A 25,676-nucleotide genomic window follows, 5' to 3' on the forward strand; every position below is an offset into this window, starting at 1 on the left:
ATAGATAGGGAAGCCATGACTGAAAAAGCCCCGGCCAAAAAGGCCCCCGCTGCAAAGGCAGCAACCACAAAGGCAGCAGCTGCAAAGGCACCAGCCAAGAAGGCTCCTGCCAAGAAGGCAGCAGCTAAGACGGTTGCTGCGGCAACTGTTGCCGGTATCGGCCGCATCTCGCGCGTAACCGGTCCGGTCGTAGACGTAGAGTTCCCCCACGATTCGATCCCGGGAATCTACAACGCCCTCAAGACCAACGTCACGATCGGCGGCCAAACTACCGAGATCACACTTGAGGTTGCACAGCACCTCGGCGATGACGTCGTACGTGCCATCGCGCTCAAGCCGACTGACGGACTCGTTCGTGGCCAGGAAGTTCGCGACACGGGCAACCAGATCACGGTTCCCGTGGGTGACGTCACCAAGGGCAAGGTCTTCAGCGTTACCGGTGAAATCCTTAACGCGGATGAAGACGGCAAGGTCAATGGCGAGACCGTTGAGATCACCGAGCGCTGGCCCATCCACCGCAAGCCCCCGGCATTCGACCAGCTTGAATCGAAGACTGAGCTCTTCGAGACCGGTATCAAGGTCATCGACCTTCTCACCCCGTACGTTCAGGGTGGAAAGATTGGTCTGTTCGGTGGTGCCGGTGTCGGTAAGACCGTTCTTATCCAAGAAATGATCCAGCGTGTGGCTCAGGACCACGGTGGAGTTTCCGTATTCGCCGGTGTTGGTGAGCGTACCCGTGAAGGTAACGACCTCATCGCTGAAATGGATGAAGCAGGCGTCTTCGAGAAGACCGCTCTAGTCTTCGGCCAGATGGATGAGCCGCCAGGAACGCGTCTTCGCGTTGCGCTCTCTGCTCTCACCATGGCTGAGTACTTCCGCGATGTGCAGAAGCAAGACGTGTTGCTCTTCATCGACAACATCTTCCGCTTCACTCAGGCCGGTTCTGAAGTATCGACCCTTCTGGGCCGCATGCCTTCCGCCGTTGGTTACCAGCCGAACCTCGCCGACGAGATGGGTATCCTTCAGGAGCGCATCACCTCGACGCGTGGTCACTCGATTACGTCGCTGCAGGCAATTTACGTTCCTGCCGATGACTACACCGACCCGGCTCCGGCAACCACCTTCGCCCACCTCGACGCCACGACTGAGCTCAGCCGTGAAATCGCATCGAAGGGTCTTTACCCCGCCGTTGACCCGCTCACCTCGACGAGTCGTATCCTCGACCCCCGTTACCTAGGTGCCGACCACTACCGTGTCGCGACCAACGTGAAGCAGATTCTGCAGAAGAACAAGGAACTCCAGGAGATCATCGCGATCCTCGGTGTTGACGAGCTTTCTGAAGAAGACAAGATCACCGTATCGCGCGCACGTCGCATCCAGCAGTTCCTCTCGCAGAACACCTACATGGCGAAGAAGTTCACCGGTGTTGAGGGATCGACTGTTCCGCTCAAGGAGACCATCGAGTCGTTCGACGCGATCGTCAAGGGCGAGTTCGACCACGTTGCTGAGCAGGCGTTCTTCAACGTCGGTGGCATCAACGATGTCGAAGAGCAGTGGGCGAAGATTCAGAAAGAGAACTCCTAACAATGGCAGTTCTGACAGTGAGCGTCGTCTCCGCCGACCAGGAAATCTGGTCGGGGGAGGCGAGCCAGCTCGTCGCTCGCACCACTGAAGGTGAGATCGGTATCCTTCCCGGCCACGAACCGCTTCTCGCGATTCTGGCTCAGGGAGAAGTTCGTGTGACCACCGCAGATGGCAAGAACGTGACCGCTACCGCGGACAACGGCTTCCTCTCGGTTGAGCACAACACCGTAACAGTGGTGGCAAGCACCGCTGAACTCGTCTAGTTTTCTAATCATGCTTATAGCGATGGCCGGGTTGCCGGGCGCAGGAAAAACCACGATCGCAGAGGTCGTGGGCGCCCGGCGCAAGACCACCGTGCTCTCAGTCGACCAGATCGAGACAGCAATTCTGAAGGCCGGCATCAGTGCCGGACAACCCATCGGACTTGCTGCCTATCTGGTGGCTGAGGCGCTAGCAGAATCAGTCTTGCTTAACGACGATGACATCATCATCGATGCCGTCAACGCGGTAGATCCGGCCCGTGAACAATGGGTCAGTCTCGCGGAACGCACCGGCTCCGGCATCCGCTTCATCGAAGTGGTGTGCTCGGACGAAGCTGTGCACGAAGAACGACTTGTGGAACGCGCTGCGAAGCGTGCACTCGCGGGCGCACCCGATCGTGACGCAGTAGAGCAGAGCGTTGAAGAGTATTCTCCGTGGGGCGGAGTGAGCGGCGCTGTCGCGCGCATCACTCTCGACTCGGCAGGCCCCATCGGCGTGAACGTCGAACGGGCATCCGCGTTCCTCGACGCGTGATCATTCTTCTCCCACCCTCTGAAACAAAGCGTGACGGGGGAGACGATAACGCCGCGCTCGACTTAACTCAGCTCTCGTTCCCTCAACTTACTGAGGAACGAAATGCGCTGTCGCACGCTCTCATTGAGCTGGCGGGCGATACTGACGCAGCGCAGCGGGCTTTAGGTATCAGCGCGAAGCAGCTGTTCGAGGTTGAACGTAACCGCACTCTTGAGGCTTCACCAGTGATGCCCGCCCTCAAGCGCTATACGGGTGTTCTTTTCGATGGACTGGATGCCGCGTCGCTCACTCCTGAAGAATGGGCCTTCGCTGAAAAAAGCGTGGTCGTGCACTCCGCATTGTTTGGTCCGATCGGCGCGGGAGATCCCATCCCGGCCTACCGACTTTCCCACAATTCAAAGGTGCCCGGCCTCCCGTTGAAGCGGTACTGGCGTGCACCAGTATCTGCGGCGCTTGCCGCGGTTGAGGGGCTCCAGCTCGACTTTCGGTCGGAGGCTTACACCCAACTGGGTGCTGCATCCGCCGACAGCATTTACCTCCGGGTGGTGACCGAAGGCGCTGACGGCAAACGGGTCGCGCTCAGTCACTTCAACAAAAAGTCCAAAGGACTCTTTGCGCGTGCTCTCATCAGAGCGGGAATCGACCATAACTCGATCGATTCGCTCCTTACTTGGGCGAACGGCGCAGGCTTCCGTCTTGAGCATGGTGCCCCTGGCGAGCTAGACCTCGTCGTGGAGAACGCATAGCTCACGCAGCGCTGCGACTACGCCACGCGCCAGCAGCCCTCGAGGTGGTCATCAACCATGCCGGCAGACTGCATGAGCGCGTACATCGTCGTCGGTCCCACAAAGCGAAAGCCGTGTGCCTTGAGCGCTTTGCTCATGGCGGTGGACTCGGGGGTGATGGCCGGTACTTCAGTAAAAGTGCGCAGCCGTTCATGGCGAGCGGGGGGAGCGAAGCTCCAGAGAAGGGTGTCGAGGGCGCCCGGGGCGTTCTCCGTCAGCGCGAGAGTCGCTTTCGCGTTGGTGATGGCGGCGGAGACTTTGAGGCGATTGCGAATGATGCGCGGATCGTCGAGGAGCCGGGCCACGTCGTCATCGCCGTAGTTCGCGATCATTGCCGCATCAAACTGATCGAAGGCTTCGCGGATGCCCTCGCGCCGACGCAGGATCGTGATCCACGACAACCCAGCCTGGAATGCTTCGAGCATGATCTTCTCGAATAGGCGGTGATCGCCGCGCAGCGGATTTCCCCACTCGTCATCGTGGTACTTGCGATACAGCTCGTCGTCGCCCACCCAGCTGCACCGAGCTCGGCCGTCGGGGCCGACAATCAGTGCTTCACGATCGCTCACTTGTGAGCGATCCCCTCGTGCTTGAGCAGCCACACCTTGGTGGGAACGCCTTCGCCACCGCTATAGCCGGTGATGCGCTGGTTTGAAGCCAGTACGCGGTGGCAGGGGACGATGATCGGGATGGGATTGGCTCCGACAGCGCCGCCGACGGCTCTGCCCGCACTCGGTCGCCCGGTAGCGCGCCCGATGTCGGCATATGACACTGCAGCGCCGAAGGGGAGCTGACCGAGCTGGAGCCACACCGAACGCTGAAACTCGGTGCCAATCATGGATAGCGGGAGTTCGAAGGATCGACGCGTTCCCGCGAAATACTCGGCGAGCTGCTGAGCAGCCTGCACGAGCACCGCGCACGAAGCTTCAGGCTGCTGATCGTGAGGGAGTGCGCCCGAGCTTTCGATGGCGAGCCCTGTGACGTGCTCGCCGTCGCTCGTAAGCTCGATGCGGCCGATAGGTGACGGCACTCTGATTAGGTACGCGACCTCTGTGGAGGGGGATGTGATCGTGTGCATGTGTCGAGCGTACGCTGTGCTGTTTCTGGGCCGCTGGCTATTTTCGGACATTGCAATTCCGAGAGGAATTGGGATGCTGGTGAGGAGAGGTGTTAGATGCCGTCTTCGTTGCGCGGCTCGATGTTGATGCTCTGGTTGAGTTCGCTAATCGTCGTGTTGAGCGCCTCAAGCTGCTTCACCAGGTCGTCGTAGGTATCGACATCCGCTTCGATGGAATCATAGAGAGTGTTGAGGAAATCCTGACGACTTATGAGTTCGTTGCGTTCGCTGTTGAACTGATCGAGGGTGTTGAAATCGCCCTCATCGGCGCGTGAATTGAAGCTGTCGATGTCGTCGTTGAGCTGGTCATAGCCAGAGTTGTAGGTCGCATAGTCGTCATCGATGCTCGCGCGAAGAGTGTCCAGCTGCTCGACGAGTTTCGTGCTGGCCTCCAACTGTTCGGTGAAGACAGCGTTCGACTTCTCGTGAAGCGCTACAACGGTGGCACGGTCGGTGAAGTATGTCGCGTAGTGAGCCTCAAGTTCCGGAGTGAGATCAGCAAACTCGGTACCGATGATGGAATGCAGTTCGTTCGCGCGCTCGCCAGGCTCTGTCTTCGCGTAGAACTCAAGGGTCGTGGCAAACTCGGGATCATCCTTCATGCTCTCGGCGGCTGCCTCAAGTAGGGGAGTCAAAGCGTCTTGCTCTTCACTCGACATGCGATCCCACGCGGCGTGCAACATTTCGTGGGCAGCGACGACTTCTTCGATGCCGTCGAGTCGCTCATCCGTCACATCAAAGAGAAAGATCGACTTGCTGCTCGGAAAGTAGCACCCGAGCACGCCGAAATTCTCTTCCACGTTGGAGCACGTGGTGTTGAAAATCGGGTTCGTTTCAATCTTGGGATGACTGGCGTAGAACAGGAACTGCCCCTCTTCGGACATGGCAGCGGTAGTTACATACGCTTCCACCGTCGCCGATGGCTCAAAGTCCCACACCGCGAACTGATCCGAGATGCGCTGCTGGTTGGTCAGCGCCCAGACACCACCCGCAATGACCACGAGATTGAGCGCGACAGCGAGCACGATCGCGATAACGCGCGCAACGGTAATGCGCGCATCGCTTTCGTGGGGACGCTGCGTTAGCGATTTATCCTCAGTGCTCACGAAAAGAACTCTATCTGAGCCGTGGGGTCAGAGGGAGGGGCGAACCTGGTGAGTTCTAGAGACGGCTCCATGCTTCGGTCAAGACCGAGCGCAGGATTGATTCTATCTCGTCAAACTCGGCAGGTCCGATCGTGAGCGGTGGTGCCAGCTGAATCACAGGATCGCCACGGTCATCCGCTCGGCAATACAAGCCGGCTTCGTAGAGCGCCTTCGACAAGAACCCGCGGAGCAGGCGCTCTGATTCGTCCTCGTTAAAGGTTTCTTTTGTCGCCTTATTTTTCACAAGCTCGATGCCAAAGAAGTATCCATCGCCACGCACATCGCCGACGATAGGAAGGTCGAGCAGGCGCTCAAGGGCAGCCCGGAACTTCGGTGAGTTCTCGCGAACGTGCTCGTTGATCTTCTCTTCTTCGAAAATGTCGAGGTTCTCCAGGGCAACCGCAGCGGAAACCGGATGTCCGCCGAAGGTGTAGCCGTGGTAGAAGGTCGTAGCGCCGTGCTTGAAGGGCTCGTAGATGCGGTCAGACACGATTGTGGCGCCGATGGGCGAGTAGCCACTCGTCATTCCCTTGGCACACGTGATCATGTCGGGAACGTAGTCGTAGGCGTCGCACGCAAACATGTGGCCAAGGCGACCAAAGGCACAAATGACTTCGTCGCTGACCAGCAGTACGTCGTATTCGTCACAGATCTCGCGAACACGTTGGAAGTAGCCGGGGGGAGGCGGGAAGCATCCACCCGAGTTTTGCACGGGCTCGAGGAATACGGCTGCAACAGTCTCAGGGCCTTCGAAGAGGATCATTTCTTCGATGCGGTTGGCCGCCCACAGTCCGAATTCTTCTTCGGTGCCGTGGAAGCCCATTTCCTCTGCGCGGTAATAGTTGGTGTTCGGCACGCGGAAGCCACCAGGAACGAGAGGCTCAAACATCTCCTTCATTCCGGGGATGCCGGTGATGGCCAGAGCGCCCTGAGGGGTGCCGTGGTAGGCAACCGCGCGGGAGATTACTTTGTGCTTAGTGTGACGGCCCTGCAGCTTCCAGTACTGCTTAGCCAGCTTGAATGCAGTCTCAACGGCTTCGCCGCCGCCGGTGGAGAAGAACACACGGTTGAGGTCGCCGGGCGCGTAGCCAGCCAGACGATCTGCCAATTCGATGGCGTTGGGGTGCGCGTAGGACCAGATCGGGAAGAACGCGAGCTCTTCGGCCTGCTTGGCGGCAACCTCGGCGAGGCGCTTGCGGCCGTGGCCAGCATTGACCACGAAAAGTCCGCTCAAGCCGTCGAAGTACTTGTTTCCTTTGCTGTCATAAATGTGGTGGCCTTCGCCGCGCACAATGATGGGAACCCCGGCACCGTCTTCCATCACCGATTGGCGAGAAAAGTGCATCCACAGGTGGTCTTTGGCTTTTTGTTGAAGATCGGCTTCGTCGTACTCTGACATGGCTGACGCTTTCTTGAGGGTTGTGAGGAACGCTTAGCGTGTTCCCCAGTTGTAGAACTGCTTGTGGAGGCGCAGATAGACGAAGGTTTCCGTCGAACGAACGCCGTCGATCCCGCGAATGTCGCGGTTGAGAAGGTCGATCAAGTCGTCGTCGTTTTCGCAGACCACTTCGGCGAGGATGTCGAAGCTGCCAGCGGTGAGAACGACATAGTCGACAGCGGGCAGTTTTCCGATCGTTTCGGCAACGACGGTTGTGTCTCCCGAGACCTGAATGCCAATCATGGCTTGGCGAAAAAAGCCAAGCTGCATGGGGTCGGTAACCGCGACGACCTGCATGACGCCGGAGTCTGTCAGCTTCTGCACGCGCTGACGCACGGCGGCTTCACTGAGGCCAACTGCCTTACCGATCTCAGCGTAGGAGCGTCGGCCATCGTTCTGAAGCTGCTCGATGATGGCCTTTGAAACGTCGTCAAGATGCACAGGCTTGTTTGCGGAACTACGCGACGGGGTGGTCATGCCTCGATTTTGTCAGTTCAAACCCGCTTCTGCAAGCGATTCCGAATCAAAATAGTGATTTTGCTGCGGAAACCGTCAGTCTGCGGGTAGATTCCGGAGGACACCCTCGCTATCGTTGACGCATGAGCGCTTCAGAAATCAAGAACTTCATCAACGGCGAGTATGTAGCCGCGCGCACCGAGTCCAGTTTCGACGTGATCGACCCCGCGACTGAACACAGCTACGCAGAGTCGCCTGTTTCGTCGGCGGCCGACGTCGACGCTGCCTACGCTGCCGCATCCACCGCCTTCGAGACCTGGGGCGAAACCACCCCCTCGGAGCGCCAACTCGCCCTGTTCCGCATCGCCGATGCCATGGAAGCACGCGCCGACGAATTCGCTGACCTTGAATCGAAAGACACCGGAAAGCCTCGCGCCAGTCTCGTCGCGGACGAGATCATGCTCTCCGTTGACCAGATCCGATTCTTTGCGGGAGAGTCTCGACACCTCTCGGGCATGGCCTCTGCCGAGTATATGAAGGACCACACGTCATCGATTCGCCGCGAGCCGATCGGCGTAATTGGTCAAGTAGCGCCGTGGAACTACCCACTCAACATGGCCGTCTGGAAAGTTGCCCCGGCAATCGCCGCAGGCAACACGACGGTGCTGAAGCCCAGCGACACGACACCCTCGGCTACCCTGCTGTTCGCCGAGATCGCCTCGGAGTTCCTGCCAGCCGGCGTCTTCAATGTTCTGACGGGAGACCGCACCACTGGCGGTCTCATGATCGACCACAAGACGCCACAGATGGTGTCGATTACGGGATCGGTGCGGGCGGGAATGGAAGTCGCTAAGGCAGCATCCGTTGATCTCAAGCGTGTGCACTTGGAACTGGGCGGCAAGGCTCCGGTCATCGTCTTTGACGATGCCGACATCGAGTCCGCCGTCGCCGGAATTGGGGCCGCAGGCTATTTCAACGCGGGCCAAGACTGCACCGCGGCCACCCGAGTGATCGTGCACGAGCAAGTACACGACGAATTCGTGGCAGCCCTCGTAGCCTGGACGCGTGACAACGCGACAACGGGTGCGCCAAACGAAGACGTCTATTTCGGTGCCGTCAACAACGCGAACCAGCTTGCTCAAGTGTCACGCGTGATCGAGGAGTTGCCCTCGCACGCTCACGTCGAGCTCGGAGGCACGCGCCAAGGCAGCCAGGGCTACTTCTACGAAGCCACGATCGTTTCTGGGCTGCAGCAACACGACTCCGCCGTGCAGAATGAAATCTTCGGCCCTGTCATCACCGTCCAGAAATTCACGGATGAGAACCAAGCGCTGGAGTGGGCCAACGACGTCAACTACGGTTTGGCTTCGAGCGTGTGGACTCGCGATCACGGTCGCGCAATGCGATTCGCAAAGCACCTCGACTTCGGTTGCGTGTGGATTAACACCCACATTCCGATTGTCGCGGAAATGCCCCACGGCGGTTTCAAGCACTCCGGATATGGCAAAGATCTCTCGAGCTACGGCTTCGAGGACTACACGCGAATCAAACACGTGATGAGTTTTATCGGACAAGCGTGACGCGCTCCCACGAGAAAACGTCAAGCGTGTCTAAGATTGCGGCGTGAGGCAAGACTTTGATGACACGATAACGGCGGGCCAGCGGCCCACAGCGTGGTCGAACGTTCCTGACCTCGATGACACAGTCATTCTCAGTTCTCGACGTCGACCGGTTACCGTGCAGCCGTACGAGCGTCCGGTGGAGGCCCACGCGAAGCAGGCGTCAGCGACCACCGCTCAGGAGGCGGCGCGATTACGGGCGCGCGCCGCAGCCCAAGTGAAGCCTCCTCAGCAGACTTCGCCGCCGGCGGCATCCGAGTCATCTGCGATGTACTACCGAGTGCAACTCGACGGAACGGGGCAGGCTCATTCACTTGAGCACGCGTGCGTATTCGGTCGTGATCCACGACCGCCGCGCATCGTCAAGGGCGTTGGGCCACGCTTGGTTGCGGTGCAATCTCCGCTGCGCGAAGTCTCTGAGACGCACGTCGAAGTGCGACAATTGGGAGCTTCGGTGATCGTGACTGATCTGCGATCAACGAACGGTTCCATCGTTCAAGTGCCAGGCAATGCTGCACGAAAACTCCGTCAGGGTGAGTCGGTGGTCGTTTCGACCGGCACGCTGGTGGATATTGGGGACGGAAACATTATTCGGATTCTGCCTCGGCGGCGTCTGGAGTAAAACGGGCAGGAAGGTAGCCGTGACCGAAATCGGCGGCAACAACCCGAAGCACACCATCGCTCTACCAGGGCGAGAACAACAAACGTTTACGTTTGCGTGGGCTGCGGGAACTCATACGGGCCATCGGCGCGCCGCAAATGAGGACAGCTACGTCGCGCGTTCTCCCATGTTCGCTGTGGCCGATGGCATGGGCGGTCACTCCGCTGGCGATTTGGCGAGCGCTGCGGTCGTGGAGAGGCTCGACGACGCGATTACGGGTGATTTTTTGCCTGCTCGCGCCGTGGAACGCGCTCTCGAACGGGCGACCGACTACATCAGCCTCATCGCTCAAGACAGCGAGTTGGGGGTTGGCACGACCGTCACCGGCGTCGTGATCACAGAGCACCACGAATCGGCAAGCTTCGCTGTCTTCAACGTCGGTGACAGCCGCGTATACGACTACGAGAACGATCGACTGGTACAGGTCACGCGAGACCACTCGGTTGTTCAGGATCTTGTGGATGCCGGGGTGATTTCCCGCGAAGAAGCGGAAGATCATCCTGATGCCAACATCATCACTCGCGCAGTGGGCTTCAACGCGACCCCGTCGCCCGACTTCTGGATACTTCCGATTCAGCGCGGTCAGCGGCTCTTGATCTGCTCGGACGGCCTCACCCGCGAGGTTTCAGACGTTGAGATTTCACGGATTTTCGCACAGCATAATTCGGCGGAGGAAACTGTGACAGAACTCATTGATTCCGCACTCGACAGCGGCGGTCGCGACAACATCACGGCCATTGTGATCGACGTGTTAGAAGTGCCTACAGCGACATAGTCGTCTAGTCCTCCATACTGGGGACAGACAATCTGACCCCAGACAAGGGGCAGAATCCGATTTGTGAGTGCTTTCCTCACTTAGAATGATCGAACTCGACGACATGTTAGGGGTGTTTCTGTGGCTCGAAGACTGCCCTCAGATCCGCCTGCCCTGCCCGGGTTCTCACATGTGCACGTTTTGGGCTCCGGTGGATTCGCCGATGTGTTCTTGTATGAGCAGAATATGCCGCGTCGCCAAGTCGCCGTCAAGGTTATGCTCAGCGAGGTCGTCAACGACCAGGTTCGCCTCATGTTTCAGGCTGAAGCGAACCTTATGGCACAGCTCAGTTCGCACCCCTCAATCCTCACGGTGTACCAGGCGAGTGTCTCGTCTGATGGTCGCCCCTATTTGGTGATGGAACTGTGTTCCTCCACTCTCAGCCAGCGCTACCGCATGGAGCGACTGCCGGTGCCCGAAGTGCTGCGGATCGCGATCAAGATCGGCAGCGCCATCGAGACGGCCCACCGTGCGGGCGTATTGCACCGAGACATTAAGCCGTCCAACATATTGACGACCGCTTATGGGCATCCGGTGCTGTCTGACTTTGGCATTGCCGCAACGCTGAGCGAGTCTGAAAATCTCGAAGCCGTTGGTATGTCGATCCCGTGGTCTGCTCCAGAAGTGCTGATGGATGAGACGGCCGGCACGATTGAGTCCGAGTTGTGGTCCTATGCCGCGACCGTGTACTCGCTCTTGGCCGGGCGCTCACCCTTCGAAGTTCCGGGGGAATCGAACAAGTCGACCGACCTCATTTCTCGAATCAACCGCGCAAAGCCACGCGCGACCGGTCGCAGCGATGTGCCCGAGAGCCTGGAGCGTGCGCTCAACCGTGCCATGTCGCGCAAGCCTGAAGCGCGCCAGGGCAGCGTGCTGGAACTCGTGCATGAACTGCAGGCCGTGGAATCCGAATTGGGGCTCTCGCAGACTGCCATCGAAGTTGCCATGGATGACTGGGCGCTCGCGACTGTCGCTGAGCTTGAAGACCGCACGCGAGTGCGTCCGGGTCAGGCCGCGCCGATGACGTCGTCACAGCGTCGCAAGCGCCGACGCCCTGCCGCCATCGATGACAGCTTTGGCTCGTTCGAAAGCGAAGCGGCTGAAGGCAAGATGTCTCGCCGCAAGACAGGGATGAGCCCGATTCCTCGTACCCGCGGCATGCAGACGATCGCCTGGATCGGTGTAGCGGTTGCAGCTCTCGTAGTCGTTCTCGGTGCCACCGTCACGCTTGTCCAATTGCAGTCGGGCTCGACTGACATCCCGACCGTGAGCGATATCAGCGCTTCGGTTTCGACTGATGTCGTGGAGTTCTCGTGGCTCGACCCCGGTCTTGAGCCGGGCGACCGGTACCAAATCACTACGACAGACAATCAGCCTCCCGTGCAGCAGCTAGAGCCCAGCTTCGTGGTTGACGCGGAGTCGGGAGAGAACGTCTGTATCTCGGTAACGGTAACTCGCGACGGCAAATCTGGTGCAGCGAGCGCGCAGAAGTGTGCGGTGTTGCAGTAATGATGGGTAGCCGTGATTAAGCGCTGGGGTAAGGCGCGTCGTTCAACAGTGACCGGTGCGGTGAGTGTTTCTGCGATCGTGGCGCTAGTCGCCACGGTCGCCATTGTTTCGACCGGCTATACCGCCCAACAAGTGGACTTGGCAGACGGTGCCGTCTGGGTCGCGAATAATCAAGAGCAGGCAATCGGGCGCGCAAGCACGGAAGTTCTCGAGATCAACTCTGTTGTAAGTGCACAAAGTGCTGATCTAGAAGTCATTCAACAAGGCGATAGCGTGTTGCTGTTTGACCGCTCGGAAAGTGCAATCGATGTAGTCGATCCGGCGGTGTCGGAGATCGAAGAGAGCGTCGCTCTTCCGCCCAACCAGCCCGAGGTGTACTTCGCCGGGGACAACGTTGTTGTTCTCGAACATGGCACGGGCGAACTCTGGATTCGGTCCTACGAGGACTTCCTCAATTTCGACGCGGAATCACCGGCATCCTTGAGTCTGGGTGCTGACGCAATTGTCAGCGTTGACGACGACGGGTTGCTTTTCGCGTATTCGCCGTCAACGAGCCAACTTTTCCGCGTGAATGCGGCGATTTCCGACACCGCTGAGTCAAGCGTGAGCCTTGAGCTCGACCCCAATGCTGAGCTCAGCATCACTTCAGTGGCTGGCCAGTGGGCCGTTCTCGATTCGGATACCGAATTGCTGTACATGGACGGCCGCACAGTTGACCTCACCGGCCTTGTCGACGGGGGAAACGGCACCGTAGTGCAGCTTCCGTCTGTCGGCGGTGAGCGCGTGCTCATCGGTTACAGCCAAGGCGTTATTAGCGTTCCGCTCAGCGGCGCTGCCGCAGTCGGCCTCGCCACTGGCCAGTCCGGTGTTGCGGCAGCTCCGCTGCGCTTGGGCGATTGCGAGTTCGCGGCGTGGACAAGTGGCGAGAACTGGCGTCGCTGCCCGAGTGATGCCGGTGAAGGCGTCATGCTGCAACTGAGTGAGATGGAAGCGAACGCTCAGCTCTCTTACTCGGTCAACGGATCGCGTGCCGTGCTCAACGACCGCCTTACCGGCCGCACGTGGGCGGTGCAAAGCTCCGGCGAGTTGATTGACAACTGGAACCAACTCATCACCGCAGAAGATGAGGAGCCTGAGGTCGAGCAGAACCTTCTCGATGTCGAGCCTGAAGTCGACAGCGTGCAGCAACCGCCGGTTGCAGTAGACGACAGCTTTGGGGCTCGCCCTGGGCGAGCGACCGTATTGCCCATTTTGCTCAACGACTACGATCCCAATGGTGACGTGCTGGTTGTCGAGGAACTGCCGACCATTGATGCCAGCATCGGGCGAATCGATCGCATCAACGAGCGTCAACAGATTCAAATCACTCTCGAAGCCGGGGCCAGCGGTCAAGTGAGCTTCAACTACACCGTGAGCGATGGTCGCGGTGGCACCGCCAGTGCGACCGTGACGGTTGAGATTCGCTTGGACTCCGAGAACTCGCCGCCAGAACAAGTGCGGTCGACGAAGCTTACGGTGCAAGCTGGCGGCCGTGTATCGAACCAGATCTTGGGTGATTGGGTCGACCCAGATGGCGATCCCTTCTACCTGACTAGTGCCTCTGTTGCGGCTCCCGATGCTGTCAGCTACAAGCCCGGGGGAGATCTAGTCTTCTCAGACTCCGGTGCTGGCGGAGAGCTTAAAGTCGTCACCCTCGTCGTGTCGGATGGCACAAGCGAAAGTTCGGGCGGTGTCTCCGTCTCAGTGAAACCGGCGGGCGAAGTCCCCATCGAAGCTGATCCCTTCGTTGTGCTTGCGTATGCCGGCAAAGAAATCACCGTTTCGCCGCTGAGCCATGTGCGCGGTGGCAACGGCAACATCCGCCTCAATAGCGTTCCCGCGAAGACCGGCGCTCAAATCCTGCCCAGTTATGAAACGGGAACCTTCCGGTTCCAAAGCGATGAGATTCGCAGCTACAACCTCGAATACGTCGTCACGGATGGCAATCTCACCTACACGGCAATCGTGCGAATTGACGTGGTGTCTCCACCCGATGCCAACACTTCGCCGATCACCGTTCCCAAGACTGTCTTTGTTCAAACGCTTCAGAACGAACGCATCGATGTCGCCGGCACTGACGTTGACCCGGCCGGTGGTGTGCTTCTCGTCACCGAAATCATGAACCTCCCCGTGAGCTCAGGCGTGCGCGCGGAAATCTTGGAACAACGACTCGTTCGTGTGAGCTTGGAAGCCCCGCTCGATGATGGGCCAGTGAGTTTCAACTACCGCATCAGCAACGGGCTCGCGGATGCCATCGGCGTTATTACCGTCGTTGAAATTGCGGCTCCGTCTCAACTTCAAGCCCCCATCGCTAACGATGATTCCGTGACGGTTCGCGTGGGACAAGCCATCGACATCAGTGTTCTCGACAATGACGAACACCCTGACGGGCTTGAACTGACTCTGGTGCCAAAGCTGGCGCAAGATCTCCCCGACGACTCGGGACTGCTCTTTGCTTCGGGCGACGTGCTGCGCTACCTTGCCCCTGATCGCACGGGAAACTTCACGGCCGCATATCAAGTCGCTGGCCCCGATGGGCAATCAGCAACCGCAATCGTGAATATCGCCGTGCGTGAACTCGACGCCTCCAGCAATAATCCTCCCGTGCCACCGACGGTCACGGCCCGCGTGCTGGCCGGTGACACCGTGCGGGTGCAGATTCCGTTGACATCGGCCGACCCCGACGGGGACTCGGTACAGTTGCTCGGTCAGGCAACGAACCCGAGCAAGGGTGCCGTCATCGATGTGGAATCCAATACCTTCGTTTACCAAGCCGGTGAGTACTCGGCCGGAACCGACACCTTCAGCTACACGCTGATCGACTCACTTGGTGCGCGTGCAAACGGCGAGATCAACATCGGAATTAGCCCGCGACTTGATGGCGCCCGCAACCCCGTTGCGATCATCGACGAAGTGACAGTCAAACCGGGAATTACCGTCTCGGTGCAGGTTCTCGCCAACGACTCCGATCCCGACGGTAGCCCGCTGTCGGTGGTGTCAGTGGAACCCAACGATCCCAACACTGTCGCAGAAATTGATGGGGACGTGGTGAAAGTCACTCCACCAGAAGAACCGGGTGACTACGGCATCATCTACGTCATCGAAAACGAGACGGGCGGTTCGAGCCAAAACTTCATTCGGGTCACTGTCGACCCCGAGGCTAAACCTGCTTACCCGATCGCCACCGATAGCGTCTTGACCCTTTCGGACGTATTGGATCGCAACCGCGTTACCGTCGATGTGCTCTCGGGAGTGTTCTTTGCCGACGGTGACCCCGGAACTCTCACGCTGGGTATCTACCCCGGGTATGGCGACGCCGCTCGAGTGACGCCAGACAAGCAGATCGAGGTCTCGGTGGGGGATGTGGGACAAATCATCCCGTTCCGCGTCACGAACCCCGCCGACCCCACCGTCTTCAGCTACGCGTTTATCAAGGTTCCGGGATACAACGACGCCCTGCCGCAAATCGACCGCCGCGCCCCCAAACTGAGTATCAATAGCGAGAGCACGCTCGTGATCGACCTCAACGACTACATCATCGCCGTCGGCGATAAGCCTGTGCGCCTCACCGACTCCAGCACCGTACTCGCCACTCACAGCGATGGCACTGATCTCGTGCGTGACGAGGACACTCTCGTTTTCACATCGGCAGAGAACTACTTTGGGCCGGCATCCATATCCTTCGAAGTAACGGATGGTAGCTCGGCATCTGACCCTGAGGGCCGTACCGCTATTTTGGTGCTGCCTATCGACGTGCTCCCTCGCGACAACCAGGCTCCCGTGTTTGGCGGCGCTGTAATCGATTTTGAACCTGGCCAAGAGAAAGAGATCGACCTCCTCAAGCTGACCACCTACCCATACCCTGACGACCTCGACGAGCTCGCTTACTCGGTGTTGAGCCCGTTGCCGGAAGGCTTCACGTATTCGCTCGAAGGCACAACGTTGATGCTTCGGGCCAACAACAGTGCGTTCAAGGGCACACGAACCTCGATATCTCTCGGCGTTCGCGATGATCTCTCCGAAGGTAAATCTGGCCGGATCGAGCTGAACGTCGTACCGTCGACGCGCCCGCTCGCGAGCCCGGCCGCGGACCTCGCCATCGTGAAACGTGGCGAGACCACTGTCGTTGATGTGCTTGCAAACGATGCGTCTACGAACCCGTTCCCGGGGGCACCGCTGCGAGTGGTCGATATCCGTGGACTTGGCGGGGGAGCTATTCCTGCAGGGATCTCGATCGTCCCGAGCAATGACAACAGCACACTCACCGTCACCGTCTCCAGCGAAGCAGCGCCTGGTGACGTGAACCTTCAATATCGCGTCGCGGATGCCACCAACGATGAGACGCGGTATGTCTGGGGCACCGTTGTAATCTCGGTTCAGGACACACCAGACCCGGTATCCAACCTCGGGCCGAGTGGCTTTGGTGACAAGACCATCATGATGCGTTGGAACGCCGGGCCAGCGAACAACTCCGCCATTACCTCGTATAGGGTGACGACGAAGTCCGCTGGTGTCCTGGTCAACACAACCGACTGTGCCGGAACTACGTGCGCGATTCCGACGACCGGAAACGGCCCGACCAACTCGGTCAAGGTCACTGTTGTGGCGATCAACGCCATTGGCGAATCGGAGCCCGTTACTCTCGCTGACTCGGTCTGGTCGGACATCATTCCGGTAGCGCCAACATCGCTCAGCGCATCGCCACTTGATCACGGGCTTCGGTTGACATGGAATGCGGTGCCCACACCGGCCGGTGGTTCCGCTGTTGACCGCTATCGCATTGCCGTCGGTGGTTTCGAAACCACGCTCGGCCTAGCTCAGTGCGACGACACGACCTGCACCTGGGAGACTCCATCATCGTGGGTTCTCGATAACGGTGTAGCCGTGACGTACACCGTGAGCCCTCGAAATGCCGCTTACACAGCGCTCTCAGTGTGGAACACGAGCGAACCGCGTAGCGCCATTCCCGCTGGCCCGCCTATCGCTCTCGCTGCGCCTGTCGCCACTGTTGTCAACGACACGACCGCCGGACTCACGTGGCCCGGTGCGTTCAACGAGAACGGGCGCCCGGTAACCGCCTACACAGCAGCTGCCTACACCGGCACCGAGCCAACCTGTTCAGCGAACGGATCGATCACTGGCAACGGTGCAAAGCTAGCGTCGGTTGGCTCGAGCACGTCAGCGACGTTCAACGGGCTCACACCTAACCGCACCTACACGATGGTGGTATTCGCCTACAACGGTCAGGGTTGCGCGGCATCGCCCACCGTCGTTGCTCATACCCCGCCGGCAGTCGTCACAGCGCTCAGCACCGCCGGTCCGGTGGCTAACGGAAACCGCTTCGACTTCACCGTTAACGGGGGAGCGATGGGCTCTGACACGCTCAACAGCGACTACACCCTGTACTACCGGCTCAGCGGTGGCAGCGTTCCTGGAACCATCTACGGGCCAGTAGCTCTCGGCTCCTTCCTCACCGCGGATGGTGGCCAGCAGTACGGTCAAGATATCTCCGTTGAGGTGCGCGCATGCCGTAGCTACGGTTCAGGACCCATCTGCCAGCCCGAGTGGTCGGCACCCTTCGCTCTCGGGGTTCCGGTGAACCCGTCAGTAGCAGGCTTGACCTTTACCTCAGACAATGACGTGCTGAACGACAGCGGGACCTTCGCTTGGCTCGACTGGCCAAGCGGAACCTACGAGAGCGTGCGCTACCGCTGCGGTGGACTCACCCTGGGACCATGGCAGACGGCAGACACCACCGTTCCTGGGGGAAGCTGTCACGCTGATGTGGTGCTTCTGCTGGCAAACCCGACCCTCGTCGTTCGTGTAGTTGCCAACGGTGGGCAGATCTACGAGAGAACTTATAACGGATATGACTATGACTAGAGGTGCGCTATGACCATGACTCCCGACGAAGCCGCATGGTTCGCGGAAAGCTTCAACCGACTCGTCACGAACGTCGAACAAGTTCTCCTCGGAAAGACGTTTGTAGTGCGACTCGGCTTCACCGCCCTACTGAGCGAAGGACACCTACTCCTTGAGGACTACCCGGGAACGGGAAAGACCTCCTTCGCTCGCGCCATCGCACAGAGTGTCTCGGGAACGACAAACCGTATCCAGTTCACGCCCGACCTTCTGCCGGGTGACATCACGGGTGTCAGCATTTTTGATCAGCGCGATAACGAGTTCGAGTTTCACGCTGGACCTATTTTTTCCAACATCGTTCTCGCGGATGAGATCAACCGGGCGAGCCCCAAAACTCAGGCAGCCCTTCTCGAAGTCATGGAAGAGGGGCAAGTCACCGTCGACGGAGTCACGCACCCTGTCGGCGCCCCGTTCATGGTGATCGCCACCCAGAACCCCATCGAGCAGGCCGGAACATACCGCTTGCCCGAAGCTCAGCTTGACCGTTTCTTGATGAAGGCTTCCATCGGCTACCCCGATCGTGCGTCCACACTGCGCATCTTGGATGGCGCCGGCGTTGCTGCACACTCGACCGCGATCGAGCCCGTCGTGAGCGCGGAACTTGTTGTCGAAATGGCGCAACTCGCACGCACCGTGCACGTTGATCCAACCATCAACGACTACGTAAGCCGTCTGGTCGAAGCGACCCGTAGTGCTGCCGAAGTGCGACTTGGTGTGAGTGTGCGCGGTGCGTTGGCGCTGATCCGGGCAGCTAAGACGCTCGCAGCATCCAATGGTCGTCACTATGTCGTGCCGGATGACGTCAAGGCTCTTGCCGAATCAGTTCTCGCTCATCGTCTCGTGATCGATGCCGAGGCCGAATTCGAGGGAGTGACTGCCTCAAGCGTGATCGCTCAGATCCTGATCGAGAACCCACCGCCCACAGAACGGCAAGCCGTGTGAGTTCAATTCTCAACCGCTCGGCGAAAGGGCAGCCACAATTCACCGCGCCGGAACAATCGAGTCCGAGCGGTGAAAAGTCGCGCTCGGATGCGGACTTTCCCACCGCTATTCGCGGTCTAGACAACGCGCGAACACGAATTGTTGGCTACCGCACGGGGTTTCTTGCTGACCTGATTGTCGGGCTTGTACGGTTTGCGGTGCTCGCGCGAGCTACTTTCTCCCGGTACGCCAAGCGCATCACGGCCGTGGTCACCCCGGTTGGCTGGGTAGTTCTTCTGCTCGTGCCGGTCACGCTCATCGTGGGGTACACGATCGCATGGCAAGAACTAGTCGTCGTAGGGTTCGCCCTCGCTGCGATTGCGCTAATGGCCGCGATTTATCTCTTTGGGCGCAGCCAGCTGACGATCAGTCTGCATGTCGGCCACCATCGCGTTGTCGTTGGAGAGAACGCAAGTGGTGAGGTGCGAGGCGAGAACGAGGGTAAGCGGCGGAGCCTCGGTGTTGTTGCAGAGATTCCTATCGCAGCGACCTATGCTGAAGCGGTGTTGCCGAGTCTGCGTCCTGGCGCTGCGGCGACACACGAATTTCCGATCCCCACTCATCGACGTGGAGTAGTCACGGTCGGGCCCGTGCGCACCGTGCGTGCTGACCCGGTGGGACTCGTGCGCCGCGAGTTGGTGTGGACTGAGTCTGCCGAAGTTTTCGTGCATCCGCGCACCATCAGCATCCCGAGTGTGAGCACGGGGCTTATTCGCGACTTGGAAGGCAACCCCACCAAGGACCTCGCGAACAACGACATTTCGTTTCACGCGCTGCGGGAGTACGTGCGTGGTGACGAGCGACGCAACATCCATTGGAAGACCACTGCTCGCACCGGCCGCTACATGGTGCGCCAGTTTGAAGAGACACGACGAAGCCACCTCGTGATTGCGTTGAGCTTGGCTACCACCGACTATGCGAATGATTACGAGTTCGAAATGGCGGTGAGCGTTGCCGGTTCGCTCGGTGCTCAGGCGATTCGTGATGCCCGCACTGTAACAGTCGTGGCGAGTGAGCAAACACCCCAGTTTGCGAAGCGAAAGGTTTTTGCAGTGCGGGCGCTATCGACGCTCACCGGAACCCGTTTGCTGGATGACCTCACGCGCGTTCAGCGTGCCAACACGGCACTACGCCTCATCGATGTCGCGCGCGTCACCTCCGAACAGACCAGTGGAGTTTCTGTTGCGTTCCTGATTTGTGGGTCGACTGTGACTTCGCAGCAGTTGCGGGCGGCGTCCACCAAGTTTGCGACGAATGTCGAAGTGGTAGCGATCGTGTGCGACCCAGAAGCGGTCCCGGGGCTCCGACGGGTTTCTGGCCTCAGCGTGCTCACCATTGGGTATCTTGAAGAGCTGAAGAGAGCCCTCGCGAGATCGGCGGGTGCATGACCGCCCCTGTTACTCGATCTTTCGTTGTCGTCTCCGGAGCTCTGCTCTGGCTTACAGTCGCGCTCGCTTCGGCAGCGCTCTGGCCGATCTATCGCACGACAGATCTCACCATCTTGATCGTTGCCGGAGTCCTTGCAGGCTCGATAGTCGCGCTTGCTTCGCTCTGGCGCCGCTGGTCATTCCTGACAACGTCGATAGTCGCAGTAATCATGTTCGTGGTCATCGGCGTTCCTGTGGCTGTCCCATCAGAGACGCAATGGGGAGTAGTTCCGACGCTGGAAGGTCTGAGCGACCTTGTGCTTGGCGTCGCGCTCGGCTGGAAACAGTTGCTGACCATCTCGCTGCCGGTCGGAAACTATCAAGCTCTTCTCGTTCCTGCTCTCGTCCTCGTCTTCTTCGGCACCGTGATTTCGCTGAGCATCGCATTCCGCACGGCGGTCGCAGAGTTGTCTGTCGTGCCGTCGATCGTCATTTTTGTGATGGCGATCGCGTTGGGCCCGACCTACCCCGACCAGCCCGTTCCTCTCGCTCTCGCCCTTCTGATTGTGATTGCGCTCGCCATGGTGTGGTTCCGGTGGCGCCGGCGTCGAGACACCGTCAACGCGCTTGAAGCGGCAATGGACGCGCCCGGAGTTGCGCGACGCAAACGCGAGTTTGGGTTCGCGGGTGTGCGCACCATGATCAGTGCTGTGGTCATTTTGGCTATTGCCTCGGGAGTCGCGCTGGTGGCGGTGAACCTCGCTCCACCGACTAACAATCGAGCAGTGCTGCGGACGGCGATTGTGGAACCATTCGATCCCCGCGACTATGTGAGCCCGCTTTCCGGATTCCGTCGCTACTGGCAGCCGAGTACCGCGAACTCTGTGTTATTTGAAGTTTCAGGGGTTCCACTGGGTACCCGAGTGAGACTCGCGACACTCGATAGCTACAACGGTGTTGTGTATGCGGTCGGTAGTGGACTCGTGTCGAGCGCATCAGGTTCGTTCTCTCGTGTGCCATCTCGTTTTGACCAGTCTGAAGTTGACGGTGATCAAGTCGACATGACCATCACGATTGCCGGCTATGAGGGTGTCTGGCTCCCCACTGTCGGACTGTTCGAGCAAGTCGACTTTTCGGGGTCGCGCGCAGTGGATCTTCGCGATTCTTTCTACTACAACAAAATATCCGGGACAGCCGCCGTCGTTGGCGGTCTTGAAAGTGGCGATACCTACACCTTTGAGGGCGTTATTCCTGTGCAGCCGAGTGCCGAAGAGCTCAGTGCTCTCACTCCCGGTCTCGCAGAGGTTCCGCCCGTTCAAGACTCCCCAGAGGAGCTCACTGAGCGACTCGACCAATACGTTCGCGGCGTCACGACGCCGGGGGAGCGCCTCGTGGCGATGCTCGATGGGCTCGCCGCCGACGGCTACATCAGCCACGGGGTTGGCGTTGACGAGCCCGTCAGCCGGTCCGGCCACTCTGCTGATCGCATCGCAGAACTGTTCACAGCGCCCCGCATGATTGGCGATGGTGAGCAGTATGCGGTTGCGGCGTCCATGATGGCGAATGAATTGGGCTTCCCGACCCGCGTGGTTCTCGGATTCATCACCTCAGATCCTCAAATTCGAGGCGACGATGTCTCTGCATGGATCGAAGTAAACACCGCAGAGTATGGATGGGTGACGATCGACCCCAACCCGCCGCTGCGGGAAATCCCGGAAGAGAATCCCGACGATATCGCGCAGGTTGCGCGACCCCAAACTGTGGTTCTGCCGCCCGAAATCGAGTCGGACACGACCAACGGTCAGTCGAATCCTGACAGTGAGCAAGCGCTGCAGCCTGACCTCGACCCCGTACTCCAGGCGGTTCTTGCAGTGTTGCGCGTTGCGGGCTGGTCGCTGTTGGTGCTCGTGGTACTCGCGGCGCCGTTCCTACTCATTATTGCGGCCAAGGTGCGCCGTCGACAGCTGCGCAAGCGCGCCGACTCGACGGTGGAACAGATCAGTGGTGGATGGCAGGAATTCGAAGATTCGCTGATCGACCACGGCTATTCACCGCCCCTTTCGGGAACGCGAACAGAAGTTGCTGCTGTAATGGCGACTCCGGATGCTCGCACACTCGCTGAGCACGCTGACCGTGCCATTTTCTCCGGTGCTGAACCGGAAACTGTTGAAGCCGATGCGTTCTGGACGAACGTGACGGAACTGGAAACTCAACTCAATACTGGACTGTCGCGCTGGGCGCGGTTCAAGACCAAAATATCGCTGCGATCGCTCGGTGGTTATAGTGTCACAAGTCTGTTTAAGCGATAGAGGACTACCCGTGAATTGCTCTTTCTGCGCGACGCAACTGCCCGCCGATGCCGTCTACTGTGCTGAGTGTGGGCGGCCTGCGATGTCTCGTCGCGCCCGCAGGGGTGCTGCCGCAAATGGTGCAGCTCCTGCTGCCGCCGTCGCCACTGAGCGTTCAGACCGCGTCAGCGACGAAGCACCGGACAATTTGCGTCGCCGCCGCAATCGTGGCTCTGCCGCGACTGCGAGTGCGTCCGCTTCGGCCGTGACCACAACCGCTCACGAGCATGCTGAAGAGGTGGCGGCTGTGCAGAACCCGGTCGCGACATCCGACGTTGTGGATGCTCCTGCTTCCACGCCAACGGAGCGGGATCCTGAGCGTGCCGAGAGTCTTCTCGAGGCCGCGCCCGTTGCTGAGATTCCCACGGATGATGCGGAGCTTCCTGCAGCACTTCGTGACGCCCTCGAGTCGACACCGGATGTGCTGGCAGATGGCGCCCGCACGCTGCGATTGGGTGAACCGCTGGTGTTGTCAGCTGCCGCTGATGTAGTTCGTGCCGATTCTGAGGCTGCGAGCGAGGCGGAGACGGAGGAGTCGGGCGTCGCTGATATCGCTGCTTCTGAGATCCCCAACGATGCGGCGTCGGCTGTCGATGCTGAGGAACAGGATCACCCTCTTCCGTTTGACGAAGATGGCCCGTACGACGAGGTGCTTCCATTTGACGAAGACGGTCCTTACGACGAGGTCGCGAATCCCGCGCTTCTTACTTTCGACCAGAACCTTCTGGCTGTGTCTGCCACTGGGCCGGAGATCGCCCCGGCCTTCGAAGCGGAAGCTGAGCCTGCAATGGAGCCCGAGCCTGAGCCTGAGCCTGAGCCTGAGCCTGAGCCTGCGGCAGCCGACGACACCGAGCGTGCGGTAGCCGACGAGGTTGAGCCCGTCGCCGCTACGGACGAGCCCGAGCCCGCGGTAACGCTCAGCGCTGACGGTGAAGGTGTTGCTGGCGCTGATGCCGCGACCGAAGAGCCGCTTGGCGAAACGAACGAGAGCTGGCGGGGTATGCCAGCACCGACCCTAGAAGAATCCATTCCGCTTTCGAACGGTGCGGAGTTCTTCTCGCTCGCAGTTGATGAGGTCGAGATTGTGCGCGCGCCAGAGGTAGCAGTGCACGAAGTCGTTGAGCCGAATGTAGATGCGGATGCTGGGGATACTAACTCCGCCATCGACGCTCACGAGTCTGATGCTAATGCGGCCGTTGACGAGCCCGAAGCTCCCGTCGAGCTTGCGACTGCGACACCAGTTGAACTCGAATCCGAACAGACCGACGAAGCTCTCGCCGAAGCCACGGACGAGTCCCCGGCCCACCTGGAGTCTCAGCCTGATGCTGATGCTGATGCTGATGCTGAAGACGTGACGACGGCAAAGACCCCCAATGTCGCGCCCGAGTTCGAAGAGCCTGAAACTGTCGCAGATTCTGAAATAGAGAACGTTGCTGCTATGAATGGCGATTCTGAGCCAGACACTGCGCCGGAGTCAGACGTCGAGGCACTAGTTGAGCCTGAGCACGAGTCGGAGCCGGAACCCGAACCGGAGCCGGAGCCGGAGCCGGAGCCGGAACTCGAACCGGAACCCGAACCGGAACCGGAACCTGAGCCCCTCGTAGAGCCAGCACCGCTCTCACGGTCGGCTTTTGAGCCCGATCTGAGCAAGTTGGGACGGCCAGATATCGTCGACGAGGAGCCAGCGTCACTGCGGGTGAAACCCGTGCGCCGACTCGGAGAAGAACCACTCTTCACGACCGCAGACCGCTTGCGTGCATCTGCCTTCGCTCCGGTCGCCTCCGAACGTGTCGATGGCCAGCCAGCTCCCGAAACTATGGCGGCGCCGGAAGAATCAGTTGCAACAGCGTCAGGAGCGGAATCCCACGCCGCCGGCGATCACGGCACCCAACCGCGTAATGAAGTTGCTGCGGTGGTAGCGGCCGTCGAAACACAACTTAAGGGTGGCGAAGCCGGGCAGCCAGCCGAACCGACTGACTCAGCCATCGAGACGTGCCAGCAGTGCGGCACAGTGTTGGCTGAATCCGATATCTTCTGCGGTTCCTGTGGCTTTGTACGCCATGGCGTAGGCCCGGGTGCTCGCGTCGCAGCCCCCGCACGCGCCGCCATCGTGCATGAAACCTCTGCCGCCGACGAAGGCACACGCGCTGTGTCGGATGCGATTGACGACGGTGCCCCTGCAGCCGATGAGGCTCCAATCGTCTCCACCGCCGAATCGTCGGCAGAATCCACGGCGAACGATGAAGCTCCGAACGACGTGAACGTGGAGTCGGAGATGCCTGCGGCGATCGAAGAAGCAACACCGGCCGCATCAGAATCGCCAGCGCCATCAGAGCCGATAGAAGACCCGGGTGCTGAGCATGTCGTCGTTACCGATGAGTACTTCTCTGCTGAAGCAGCCGAGCCTGACGCTCCCGAAATCATGACCGAACCGGAGCCGTTGCTCGAACCAGAGCCGCAGTATTCAGCAGCGCCCGATCTGGTAGCAGCGCCGGATCTTGAGCCTGAGACCGAGCATGACGACGCTGGTGAGGCCGCTGCCGCGCTCTCCACAGGCTCGAAGCCATTCTCTGTGCTTGCGCCGCCGCCGAAGTCTCACCAACGTGTTGAACTTCCCATCTCACCGCCGGTTCCACTGGCAACCGTTGGTGCTGATGACGAAGACATCGAAGATACGCGCATCGTGGAGCGCAGCGTCACTGGAACCCGGTTTGTGCTCCAATTCAGCACAGGGGACAGCGTGATCGTGACCGGAAACGGCCTCGTCGGTCGTAACCCGATCCCGGAACCCTCAGAAAAGTTCGACATCATCGTGCCGATCACTGACCCCAGTAAATCAGTGTCCAAGACTCACTTGGAGTTTGGGCAGATGAGTGGAGTGTTCTGGATCAGCGACCGGTATTCCGGTAACGGATCGATCGTGCGCGAACCAGGCGGCGAGCCCAAGCGCTGCGAGCCTGGGAAGAGGTATCGCGTCGTCCGCGGAACGCGAGTTGAAATTGGGGAACAGTTCTTCATAGTGAGCTAGTGGTCTGCGGCATCCGATGTTCAGCGCGTTGTGATTGCCGCATCCACCCCTACACAGCGCACGCTGAG

The 25,676-nt window shown here is 59.6% G+C and carries 18 protein-coding genes; 13 read left to right on the top strand and 5 right to left on the bottom strand.

Annotation, left to right across the window (positions count from 1 at the left end; translation table 11 throughout):
* Positions 1-15: 15 nt before the first annotated feature.
* The 4 genes from atpD to I6E74_RS13520 are packed head-to-tail and all read left to right on the top strand — an operon-like array spanning position 16 to position 3,125.
* Complete coding sequence (gene atpD, locus I6E74_RS13505) at positions 16-1,584, top strand: F0F1 ATP synthase subunit beta (RefSeq protein ID WP_231601659.1); 1,569 nt, start codon at positions 16-18, stop codon at positions 1,582-1,584.
* A gap of 2 nt (positions 1,585-1,586) precedes the next feature.
* The gene (locus tag I6E74_RS13510; RefSeq protein WP_197126587.1) at positions 1,587-1,847 is read left to right on the top strand and encodes a F0F1 ATP synthase subunit epsilon; all 261 of its coding nucleotides are present in this window, start codon (positions 1,587-1,589) and stop codon (positions 1,845-1,847) included.
* A gap of 10 nt (positions 1,848-1,857) precedes the next feature.
* Entirely contained in the window at positions 1,858-2,379 is a 522-nt protein-coding gene (locus tag I6E74_RS13515; RefSeq protein WP_197126589.1) for an ATP-binding protein, read from the top strand.
* Positions 2,376-3,125, top strand: a complete 750-nt coding sequence (locus I6E74_RS13520; RefSeq protein ID WP_197126592.1) for a YaaA family protein — start codon at positions 2,376-2,378, stop codon at positions 3,123-3,125. Before I6E74_RS13515 ends, I6E74_RS13520 begins: the two co-directional genes overlap by 4 nt.
* A gap of 17 nt (positions 3,126-3,142) precedes the next feature.
* Here the strand turns inward: I6E74_RS13520 and I6E74_RS13525 are convergent, their stop codons facing one another.
* From I6E74_RS13525 to I6E74_RS13545, 5 genes are all read right to left on the bottom strand, one after another.
* Entirely contained in the window at positions 3,143-3,733 is a 591-nt protein-coding gene (locus I6E74_RS13525; RefSeq protein WP_197126594.1) for a DNA-3-methyladenine glycosylase I, read from the bottom strand.
* Entirely contained in the window at positions 3,730-4,242 is a 513-nt protein-coding gene (locus I6E74_RS13530; RefSeq protein ID WP_197126596.1) for a methylated-DNA--[protein]-cysteine S-methyltransferase, read from the bottom strand. Before I6E74_RS13530 ends, I6E74_RS13525 begins: the two co-directional genes overlap by 4 nt.
* Before the next feature lie 92 nt (positions 4,243-4,334).
* Positions 4,335-5,387 (bottom strand): hypothetical protein, encoded by a 1,053-nt coding sequence (locus tag I6E74_RS13535; RefSeq protein WP_231605072.1) that lies wholly within the window; start codon positions 5,385-5,387, stop codon positions 4,335-4,337.
* A 55-nt stretch (positions 5,388-5,442) separates the two neighbouring features.
* A complete protein-coding gene (locus I6E74_RS13540) occupies positions 5,443-6,825 on the bottom strand; it encodes an aspartate aminotransferase family protein (protein ID WP_197126599.1) in 1,383 nt (460 codons plus the stop codon).
* 33 nt (positions 6,826-6,858) lie between these two features.
* Positions 6,859-7,341 carry an Lrp/AsnC family transcriptional regulator gene (locus tag I6E74_RS13545; RefSeq protein ID WP_197108937.1) on the bottom strand — a complete coding sequence of 161 codons (483 nt, stop codon included), beginning with the start codon at positions 7,339-7,341 and terminating at the stop codon, positions 6,859-6,861.
* A gap of 122 nt (positions 7,342-7,463) precedes the next feature.
* Here I6E74_RS13545 and I6E74_RS13550 point away from each other — a divergent pair, with 122 nt between their 5' ends.
* The 9 genes from I6E74_RS13550 (at position 7,464) to I6E74_RS13590 (ending at position 25,608) form a co-directional block, all read left to right on the top strand.
* Positions 7,464-8,900, top strand: a complete 1,437-nt coding sequence (locus I6E74_RS13550) for an aminobutyraldehyde dehydrogenase (RefSeq protein WP_197126601.1) — start codon at positions 7,464-7,466, stop codon at positions 8,898-8,900.
* A 43-nt stretch (positions 8,901-8,943) separates the two neighbouring features.
* Positions 8,944-9,561 carry an FHA domain-containing protein gene (locus I6E74_RS14795; protein WP_197126603.1) on the top strand — a complete coding sequence of 206 codons (618 nt, stop codon included), beginning with the start codon at positions 8,944-8,946 and terminating at the stop codon, positions 9,559-9,561.
* Between the two features lie 19 nt (positions 9,562-9,580).
* The gene (locus I6E74_RS13560) at positions 9,581-10,375 is read left to right on the top strand and encodes a PP2C family serine/threonine-protein phosphatase (RefSeq protein WP_197126604.1); all 795 of its coding nucleotides are present in this window, start codon (positions 9,581-9,583) and stop codon (positions 10,373-10,375) included.
* Positions 10,376-10,495: 120 nt separating this feature from the next.
* Positions 10,496-11,923, top strand: a complete 1,428-nt coding sequence (locus I6E74_RS13565) for a serine/threonine-protein kinase (RefSeq protein ID WP_197126613.1) — start codon at positions 10,496-10,498, stop codon at positions 11,921-11,923.
* A gap of 12 nt (positions 11,924-11,935) precedes the next feature.
* Entirely contained in the window at positions 11,936-17,845 is a 5,910-nt protein-coding gene (locus I6E74_RS13570; RefSeq protein WP_197126616.1) for an Ig-like domain-containing protein, read from the top strand.
* Between the two features lie 9 nt (positions 17,846-17,854).
* Positions 17,855-18,826 (top strand): MoxR family ATPase, encoded by a 972-nt coding sequence (locus tag I6E74_RS13575; protein ID WP_197126618.1) that lies wholly within the window; start codon positions 17,855-17,857, stop codon positions 18,824-18,826.
* A complete protein-coding gene (locus tag I6E74_RS13580) occupies positions 18,823-20,253 on the top strand; it encodes a DUF58 domain-containing protein (protein WP_307784485.1) in 1,431 nt (476 codons plus the stop codon). Before I6E74_RS13575 ends, I6E74_RS13580 begins: the two co-directional genes overlap by 4 nt.
* Complete coding sequence (locus I6E74_RS13585; RefSeq protein ID WP_197126620.1) at positions 20,250-22,541, top strand: transglutaminase domain-containing protein; 2,292 nt, start codon at positions 20,250-20,252, stop codon at positions 22,539-22,541. Before I6E74_RS13580 ends, I6E74_RS13585 begins: the two co-directional genes overlap by 4 nt.
* Before the next feature lie 82 nt (positions 22,542-22,623).
* A complete protein-coding gene (locus I6E74_RS13590; RefSeq protein ID WP_197126627.1) occupies positions 22,624-25,608 on the top strand; it encodes an FHA domain-containing protein in 2,985 nt (994 codons plus the stop codon).
* The last annotated feature ends 68 nt before the right edge of the window (positions 25,609-25,676 follow it).

Origin of the sequence: Salinibacterium sp. SWN139 (genome assembly GCF_015864625.1) — a bacterium.
In the GTDB taxonomy this organism is placed as follows: domain Bacteria; phylum Actinomycetota; class Actinomycetes; order Actinomycetales; family Microbacteriaceae; genus Rhodoglobus.

Coding starts and splice junctions, on each gene's coding strand:
- atpD (WP_231601659.1), top strand. CDS start 16: ATGACTGAAAAAGCCCCGGCCAAAAAGGCCCCCGCTGCAAAGGCAGCA.
- I6E74_RS13510 (WP_197126587.1), top strand. CDS start 1,587: ATGGCAGTTCTGACAGTGAGCGTCGTCTCCGCCGACCAGGAAATCTGG.
- I6E74_RS13515 (WP_197126589.1), top strand. CDS start 1,858: ATGCTTATAGCGATGGCCGGGTTGCCGGGCGCAGGAAAAACCACGATC.
- I6E74_RS13530 (WP_197126596.1), bottom strand. CDS start 4,242: ATGCACACGATCACATCCCCCTCCACAGAGGTCGCGTACCTAATCAGA.
- I6E74_RS13540 (WP_197126599.1), bottom strand. CDS start 6,825: ATGTCAGAGTACGACGAAGCCGATCTTCAACAAAAAGCCAAAGACCAC.
- I6E74_RS13545 (WP_197108937.1), bottom strand. CDS start 7,341: ATGACCACCCCGTCGCGTAGTTCCGCAAACAAGCCTGTGCATCTTGAC.
- I6E74_RS13550 (WP_197126601.1), top strand. CDS start 7,464: ATGAGCGCTTCAGAAATCAAGAACTTCATCAACGGCGAGTATGTAGCC.
- I6E74_RS13575 (WP_197126618.1), top strand. CDS start 17,855: ATGACCATGACTCCCGACGAAGCCGCATGGTTCGCGGAAAGCTTCAAC.
- I6E74_RS13585 (WP_197126620.1), top strand. CDS start 20,250: ATGACCGCCCCTGTTACTCGATCTTTCGTTGTCGTCTCCGGAGCTCTG.
- I6E74_RS13590 (WP_197126627.1), top strand. CDS start 22,624: ATGTCTCGTCGCGCCCGCAGGGGTGCTGCCGCAAATGGTGCAGCTCCT.